The 8318-nt window shown below is 58.6% G+C and carries 7 protein-coding genes; all 7 read left to right on the top strand.

From position 1 onward, the window contains the following. The coding region (trbC, locus tag BBB56_RS23055) for a type-F conjugative transfer system pilin assembly protein TrbC (protein ID WP_369409925.1) at nucleotides 1-422 on the top strand (422 nt) is incomplete at its 5' end. A gap of 53 nt (nucleotides 423-475) precedes the next feature. After that, nucleotides 476-2320: a conjugal transfer protein TraN gene (locus BBB56_RS23050; protein WP_123803223.1), complete on the top strand. Its 1845-nt coding sequence runs from the start codon at nucleotides 476-478 to the stop codon at nucleotides 2318-2320. 2 nt (nucleotides 2321-2322) lie between these two features. After that, the gene (traF, locus tag BBB56_RS23045) at nucleotides 2323-3096 is read left to right on the top strand and encodes a type-F conjugative transfer system pilin assembly protein TraF (RefSeq protein ID WP_123803222.1); all 774 of its coding nucleotides are present in this window, start codon (nucleotides 2323-2325) and stop codon (nucleotides 3094-3096) included. 2 nt (nucleotides 3097-3098) lie between these two features. After that, the gene (gene trbB, locus BBB56_RS23040; RefSeq protein WP_123803221.1) at nucleotides 3099-3674 is read left to right on the top strand and encodes a type-F conjugative transfer system pilin assembly thiol-disulfide isomerase TrbB; all 576 of its coding nucleotides are present in this window, start codon (nucleotides 3099-3101) and stop codon (nucleotides 3672-3674) included. Next, the gene (locus BBB56_RS23035) at nucleotides 3674-5038 is read left to right on the top strand and encodes a conjugal transfer protein TraH (RefSeq protein WP_123803220.1); all 1365 of its coding nucleotides are present in this window, start codon (nucleotides 3674-3676) and stop codon (nucleotides 5036-5038) included. Before trbB ends, BBB56_RS23035 begins: the two co-directional genes overlap by 1 nt. 2 nt (nucleotides 5039-5040) lie before the next feature. After that, nucleotides 5041-7911: a conjugal transfer mating-pair stabilization protein TraG gene (traG, locus tag BBB56_RS23030; protein WP_123803219.1), complete on the top strand. Its 2871-nt coding sequence runs from the start codon at nucleotides 5041-5043 to the stop codon at nucleotides 7909-7911. Between the two features lie 4 nt (nucleotides 7912-7915). Then, the coding region (locus BBB56_RS23025) for a hypothetical protein (RefSeq protein WP_148085451.1) at nucleotides 7916-8318 on the top strand (403 nt) is incomplete at its 3' end.

Genomic DNA, 8318 nt, shown 5'->3' with positions numbered 1-8318 from the left:
CGCTGTGGCTTGCCGCTGGCCTGACAGTGGCGCTGGCCGCGCAGGCGGAAGACGCGCCGCAGGGCACGCAGGTTGGCAGTACAGAAAACGAGACGGCCTATTTCCTGTCGGCCTCTGTGCCCGAAAAGGAGATGGCCATCCTGATGAAGGCGGCCGAAGCCCGGGACATTCCGGTCTACTTCCGGGGGCTGGTTGGCGACAGCATGGAGCAGACCGCGAAGTACATGATGTACATGGTCAGCACCTATAAGGTGCGCGGCGTGCAGATAGATCCGGTGCGCTTTGACCGCTACGGCGTGAAGCAGGTGCCGGCGCTGGTGAAGAAGTGCGGCGACCGTTTCGACATCGTGTACGGCAACGTCGCGCTGAATCAGGCGCTGAGCATGATCGAGACGCGCGGCGACTGCCGCAAAAAGTTCTGACTGACCCCGCTGCCCGCTGCGGCGGGCTTTCTTAACCCTTTCCGGAAACTCTCATGAATAAAGCCACTCGCTCCCTGCTGCAGGGGCTGCTGCTGACCTGCCTGTCAGCCAGCGTCCTGGCGGCGTCGATGGACGCTTCCAATCAGGAAGGCATTAACGCCGGCAAATCTGCTGACGGCACAACCAGCGCCGATCCGAACGGCTACTTCGACAACTACAGCTCAGACGCGCCGCAGCGCGGCTACTACAGCGGACCGACCCAGACGTCATCGAACATTGACGTGAAAGGGCAGACGGAGCTGAGCGAGTCTGATTTAGGCCAGACCGCGCGCGAATCCTACGTGAATAACCCGGCGGACAAGCTCAGCTACGACTCCGACATGATGAAGTACAGCGACGAAATCCGGGAAAACGCCAATGCCATCACCGGCGTGAACGGCAGTCAGTGCGTGGCGCAGGAGCTGAACAAAACCACCTACACCACGCACAGCTGTGAAATGGCCACCCCGCTTTCACAGTCGTGCACGCGTAAGGCCACCATCGTTACGACCGGATCGCGCGAGGAGTACGGCACGCAGCTGGTGCTCAACGCCCGCGACGTTACCGGCAAGAAGCTGGACAACTGGTGGATACAGTATGACTTTGTCGTGCCGGAAGACGGCACCATCAGCAGCGGCACCTGGGAGTTCCTTTACCCCAAAGCACCGGGCTACCACGGAGACCGCCTGGACTACTCCATCCAGGCCTTTGGGCAGACGATTCGAACCAAAATCAACTATTCCGGCACCCTCAGCATTCCGGCCCAGAAGGTCACGCAGGGGCAGGTTATCAGCGTGCTGTTTCGCTATAACACCGACGGCCACTATGAGTCCGGCCGGGATGGCACCATGAATTCTCTCGCGAACGGCACGCAGGTGCTGCGCATCACGCTTCCCATGCAGGCGGTACGCGACACGGTCACGGCGGGCATCGAATGGACCGACAGCTGCCCGGCCGACATGGGTGACGCGGTGAAGATGAGCGAGGTCTGCAGCGACCCGGGCGGCACCCGTTCGGTGACCGTGGGCGGGCAGGCCTACAGCGTCTACAGCGACTGCTGGGGCTATACCACCCAGTGGAACGTGTTCGAAGACGACACCAACACCTGTCAGGCCTATATCGACGATCCGAACTGCAGCGAAGGCACACGCACCTGCACCCAGAAAATTGGCAACCTCTGCGTTTACAGCAAGCTGACCTACCAGTGCGCGCACACCGTGAAAAGCACCGGCTACGTCTGCGGCTCGGAGTTTTACTGCTCGGACGGCAGCTGCTCGGCGATGCAGGCGGGCCAGAACCAGAACTTTGAAATGGCGGTATCGCAGCTGGCCGCACTCGCCGCCGCGGGCAAGGACTTCGCGGGCATGGACCCGAACTCAGTGACGGCATTTACGGGCAAGGCGATGGCCTGCCGCAAAAGCGCGGCGGGCTTCAGCAACTGCTGCAAAAGCGGCGGCTGGGGGCAGAGCGCGGGACTCGCGCACTGCAACACCGAGGAGAAGGAGATCGGCACCGGCAAAGAGAAAAAGCTGGTCGTGAAGGTCGGCTCCTACTGCTCGAAAAAGGTGCTCGGGGTCTGCCTGCAGCAGAAAGAGGGCTACTGCGTGTTCGACAGCAAGCTTGCCCGCATCGTGCAGGAGCAGGGGCGCCGCGACCAGCTGGGCATCAGCTTCGGCTCGGGTGAAAGCCCGGACTGCCGGGGAATAAAGGTCGCTGAGCTGCAGGGCATTAAGTTCGATCACATCGACTTCAGCGACTTCTACGACGACCTGAACAGCAACATCAGGCTGCCCGATCAGGACGCGCTGAACCAGCGCATCACCTCCGACATCCAGAACAGCCTCAAATCAGGAGACTAAGCGTGAGAAAACTCATTGGCCTCGCGCTGCTGCTGGCGGTATCGCCGCTGCACGCGGCAGAGGAAAAAAAGCCCGACGGCTACAACTATGACCCGGCGGTCGGCTGGTACTGGTACAACGAGCCGGTAAAAAAGGACGAGGAAGAGCAGCCGTCGCCGCCGCCCGCCGCACCGCAGGAGACGCCCACGCAGAAGATGAAGCGCCTGCAGGCGTTTCGCGACAACCTGATGAACGAGGCGATGCTGCACCCCTCTAGCGAAAATATCCGGCGCTACAAAATCGTGCAGGACTGGATGGTCAATCAGGCCAGCATGTTTGCCTCGCGCTGGGAGAAGGTGCTGCTGGACAACCCGGAGCTGGACTACAGCCTGAAGCACCCGTTCTACAACGGCACCGCCAACATCCAGTACACCGAGCAGCGCCAGAAGCAGCAGGCGGCTATCCGCTACGTCAACCAGCGCTACGGGGTGTTCTTCTTCTATCGCGGTAACGAGCCGCTGGATAACCGGCTCGGCGGCGTGGTGAAGGAGTTCAGCGAGCAGTACGGCCTGACCGTTATTCCCGTGACCGTGGACGGACGCGCCAGCCCGGACCTGCCTGACACCCGGCAGAACGGCGGGCAGGCGGAGAAGATGAAAATAGAACACTTCCCGGCCATCTACCTGGTGGAGCCGCGCACAAAAAAATACCAGCCGCTGGCCTACGGCTTTATCACCCAGGACGACCTGGCGCGCCGCATGCTCAACATCGTTACCGACTTCCAGCCCGAGGATTAATCATGATTTCAAGACTCTTTGCCGTACTGCTGATGCTCACGCCGGTGCTGGCCACGGCCAGCACGATTGACGACATTGCCCGCCTGGAGCAGGCGAAAGAGGGCGCTGACGCGCCCGCAGAGCCGGAGAGCCAGTCAGAGAAAAGCGGCCCGGCATCAGATACGCCCGCTGCGCGGCCGCAGACGTCGGCGGCAAAGCCGGTCTGGTATCACCTGAGCGACGGACGCCGGGTGGACGTGGGCCACTGGCAGATCGTGCACTTTGTCCGCTCCGACTGCCCGTACTGCCACCGTTTCAACCCGACCCTGAAGTCGGTGTCAGAGCAGACCGGCATCGGGGTGTTTGTCTACAGCTTTGACGGCAAGGGCGACGCAGTGTTCCCGAAGGTTATGCCGGTCAACGACGGCATCCTGAAGGACTTCTTCGCAGAGCTGCCGCAGGCGACCCCCACCGACTTCATTATCAACACGCAGTCGCTGGTGACTATCCCGCTGTCGCAGGGGGAAATGAGTGAGGAGGCGCTGAAGCAGCGCCTGGACGAGTCGTTTGCGCTGGCCGTGCGCCTGGGGGTGCTGTGATGAGTAAGTTTGCGCTGAATGCCGGCATTGCGGCCGGCCTGCTGTTCTCCGCTGCGGCGAGCGCGGACGTGCAGAACGACATCAACAAGTTCTTTAACGACATGGGCGGCGGTGGCGGTAACTACACCCAGGCGGCCGCCTGGCAGGGACAGTCAGCGGGCTACCTGACCGGCGGCAACCTGTTTATCCGCACGCCGGTGCGCAACATCCAGCTGATTTCGGTGACGCTCCCGGACATCAAGTCGGGCTGCGGCGGCATCGACGCCTATCTCGGATCGTTCAGCTTCATCAACAGCGACAGCATCAAAATCATGGGCAAGCAGATCCTGAGCAACGCCGCCGGCTACGCCTTTGACCTCGGGCTCGAAACCATCTGCCCGCAGTGCAAGGCGGTGAAGGACTACCTGCAAAAGCTCGCGGCGGACACCAACAATATGAACATCTCCACCTGTCAGGCCGCGCAGTCTATCGTCGGCGGCCTGTGGCCAAAAACCCAGGCGGCCAGCTCGCAAATCTGTCAGGACCTCGGCACCAAGCACGACGTGTTCTCTGACTGGGCGGCATCCCGTCAGGGCTGCGGCGTGGGCGGGGAGACGAACAGCGTGTTCGACAAGGCGACCGAGGAAGAAAAGAAGCGCATCCCGCGCAACCGCAATCTGACGTGGGACACGTTCACGAAGCTCAATCAGTTTTTCAGCAACGATCGCGCGCTGAAGGAGTTCATTATGTCAATGGTGGGTACGGTGATTTATGACGCGAACGGCAACCCGACGTTTCTGCAGCCGCGCGGGGGCAGCGAGTCGATGTTCAACACGCTCCTGAACGGTGGAACCGAGAAAATTTATCGCTGCAACGACAACACCACCTGCCTGTCGCCGACCATCGCGGAGCTGACGCTCTCGGAAGACGAGGGCATGACCGGCCGGGTGCGCGACATGCTTAACGACATCTTCGATAAAAGCCGCACCGATACGGCGCTTAACGACAACGAAAAGGCGCTTATCAGCAGCACCCGCGTGCGCATCCTGCGCTACACCATCGACTCCGCGTCGGTGGGCATGGATCAGAGCGTGGTAAGCAGTCTGGCGGAGTACATCGCGGCTGATATGGTGATGTCCTACATCAACGGCCTGATCGACGTGGCCGCGAGCGGGGCGGCGGGCACGCTCGATACCGAGGAAGAGAACAAGCACTTTCGCGAGAACCTGCGTCAGGTGCGCAACGAGCTGAGCCAGCGCGTCGCGCGCATCCAGGTGCAGCAGAACGGGCTGGCGGAATATGACCGCAGCCTGTCCGAAACGCGCCAGCAGCTCTCTTCATCCGTGTCCGACAGCGTGCTGTCGAACTATCAGTTCGGGGGGTAAGCATGGCGCTTGATATATGGGTGGTCAGCTCCGGCGGCATGATCACAATGGGCCTCAACGCGGTCGCCACGGTGATCGAAAACGGCGGCTGGAAAAGCACGATCTGGGTGGCGGAGATGCTGGGCATTGCCTTCTGCGTGATGACCTACCTTCGCACGCACAGTCTGAGCGCGATGTTCGGCTGGGGTATGACGTTCGTGATGGTCACCGCCCTGCTGCTGACGCCGAAGGTCACGGTGGTGGTCAACGATCTGACCGCACCGGACACCATCGGGCGCGTGGATAACGTGCCGGCGGGGCTTGCTCTGCCGCTCTATCTGGCCACCGGCGTGGGCTACACGCTTACGACAACCTACGAAGACATCTTTCACTTCCCGGACGAGCGGTCCTACACCAAAACCGGCATGCTGTTCGCGAGTAAGCTGCTGCAAGACAGCTTCACCATCGACAGTCGTAACCCGGTGCTGGCCTACAACATGGGGGAGTACGCGAAAAACTGCGTGGTGCCGGACATTATGCTGAACCACAAGTACAGCATGCAGGACGTGATGGAGTCCGAGGACGTGCAGGCGCAGATCTTCAGCAACCCGAGCCCGCTGCGCGCCATCTACTGGCGGGACGCTAACGGCACGACGTTTATGGTCTGCCGGGACGCGGCGCCGCGCCTGAAAAACCTGCTGTCGGCGGAGAGCAACAACACAGGCAGCACGTTCATGGCGCATGCGGCCCGCATGCTGCCGGGCAACAACGCGCCGCAGACGGTATACGCTGAGCAGCTGGCAGGTTCCTATGAATATTTTCTCGGCAGCAGCAAGTCGGCGCAGGCGATCATGATGCAGAACATCGCCGTTGCGGGCCTGCGTCGCGGGCTGAACAGCTACGTGAAGGGTATGAACGATACGGCCTCGATGGTGGACATCGCGTCCGAGCAATCGCTGATGAAGCTCCGGCTCTCGCACGCGGTCAGCTACACCATCGCGACGGAGGTGCTGCCACAGCTGCACACGGTACTGCTGCTGTTCTGCATCTGCATTTTTCCGGTAATGGTGCTGGCGCTCTACGTGCGGGAAATCGCCTGGTCCGTCATCAAGAGCTACCTGAACTTTATGGGCAGCCTGATGCTGTGGCCGGTGATGTTCGCCATCTTTAACTTTGCGGTGAACTACAGCACGCAGAGCAGCTTTCACGCCACGGGCCCGACGCTCTCCAACATGAACCGCCTGATGGAAACCAGCACCACCACGGCGGGCATCGCCGGCTGGCTGATGCTCTCCATCCCGTTCCTGGCGTTCCGGTTGTTCACCGGGCTGGGCCAGAGTTTTGCAAGCCTCAGCTCCAGCCTGGGCAGCGCGCTCAGCAGCGCGTCTGCAGCGGACTCCGGCGCGGTGGCATCGGGCAACGTGAGCGTAGGTAACGTGCAGATGGATAATATTAACGGGCACAAAACGGACCTGAACCGCGCATATCGTGAGGGGATGACCACCATGCAGCTGGGTAACGGCGCTATGCGTACCATGACGCAGGACGGGCAGACGGTGTATGACGCGTCCGGCGCAACTAGCCGCCTCCCGGTGGATCTGCATCTTGACAGGAATCTGGCGAGTGCCGCGCAGCGATCGGTGCGCGACAGCATGGCGCAGACCGAAATGGCGGCGCAGGGCTACAACCACTCGGTACAGGAAACCGGCTCGCAGCTTAAGCAGTTCCATGAGCAGTTCGGCAACAGCGATTCGAAAACCCTGTCCGCTTCAACCGGCATGAGCATCACCGATGCCGAGCGCGTGAACAAAATGCAGAACGTGGCGCAGGACTACGCAACCCGTAATCATATCAGCCTGAATGAGGCTTACTCGGAGCTTGAAAACAAATCTCGTGACCTTGCTATCAATGGTGGAACTCGCGGACAAGCTAGCTTCGACAGTAATAAATCTCTTTGGGGTAAAGTTGGCTCATACGCCACGGGGGTATCGGGTAAAGTTGATGTGCATGGCGGTATTGAAGCGACAGGTCGTTCAGGTTCTACATCGCAAACGACAGAGGGTGGCCAGAGCGGTAGGGACAATTCACAGACCGTTTCTGCAAGAGAATCTCAAGATTTCAGTCAGGGTATGGACGTGCTGCGTAACTACAGTACGACCTATAACGGCCAGCATGTTGATAATAATGCCTCTGGCCTGATGAATCAGATTTCTTCTGGCATCACCACATCTGACAGTAGGTATGCGCAGTACACGGCCAGCCAGGCGCATACGCATGAGATGCAGAAGATGGCCTCTGAGACTGAAACGCTCAGCGCAGGCGCGCGCGATAACTACACGCAGCAGTTTGTGGAATGGGCACAGAGGCGAGCGCCGGGGAATGCCGAAACCATCCTTACCAATACGTCCGATGAAGGCGTTCAGAAGCAGCGTGACGGTCTGGTTCAGGAGTTCTTCGCAGAGAAGCTGCAGGGGCGAATTGATGGGGATTATGCACGTAATTCTGGGAGCACAGCTGATGGCATGAGCTCACCAGCAAATGCAGCTGGAGCACAGTTCGGAGGAGCGTACAGCAGCGCAAACCAAAGCATCGAGGCGGGTGTTGCTAGAAACAATATTCGTACTGATGTGAATGGCGATGTTGAAGCTCAACAAAGTGTGGTCAAAAATAGGGCAGACTCTGCGCAGCAGGAGCTTGAGAAAGGTAAAGGCTTGACGGACGGTGCAATCTCATCTGGTATGGGAGAATATACCGCGAGTGCAAATGAATATCAGCGTAACAAAGAAGCTGCAGATAAGCATCAAGAGCAAAGGACATTTAAACTTAAAGATTCTCAGGATTACAAAGATTTTTTAAATGATACTGAGGAATCGCTAGGTAATAAGAAAAGGTGATTAAATGAATATTAGTTATGATGAAATAAAGGCGGATTCCAAAGTTTTGGCAGAAGCTGCTATGTCCTCTAGCAGCACGGTTCCATCATTTTTCTTGCCCTTAAGTTATCTCAAGTATCATTTTTCAGTATATATTGTTTTTGCGGCCCTTACTTTTTTCCTTCCTGATATGAGTGGGGATAGCTTGATAGGGTTAGGAGTGTTGGGTTTTGGGTTGTTAAACTGGTTATTTATATTTGGGTTTGCTTCTGGATATGTAAGCTTATTTGCAATGGTAAGCAATCCAGAGGTTAAAGGCTTAAAGCTAACGAAAGTTATAAGCTCTAAGCTAAAAGCATATGGCATAGTTTGGTTTTGCTTGCTGGTAGTGCTGGGGTTAGCATCCATTACTACAGGCCTAAGTATTG

Origin of the sequence: Candidatus Pantoea deserta (assembly GCF_003813865.1) — a bacterium.
Taxonomy (GTDB): Bacteria; Pseudomonadota; Gammaproteobacteria; order Enterobacterales; family Enterobacteriaceae; genus Pantoea; species Pantoea deserta.
Note: the sequence above shows the minus strand (reverse complement) of the source record. Positions and strands in the feature narration are given on the sequence as shown.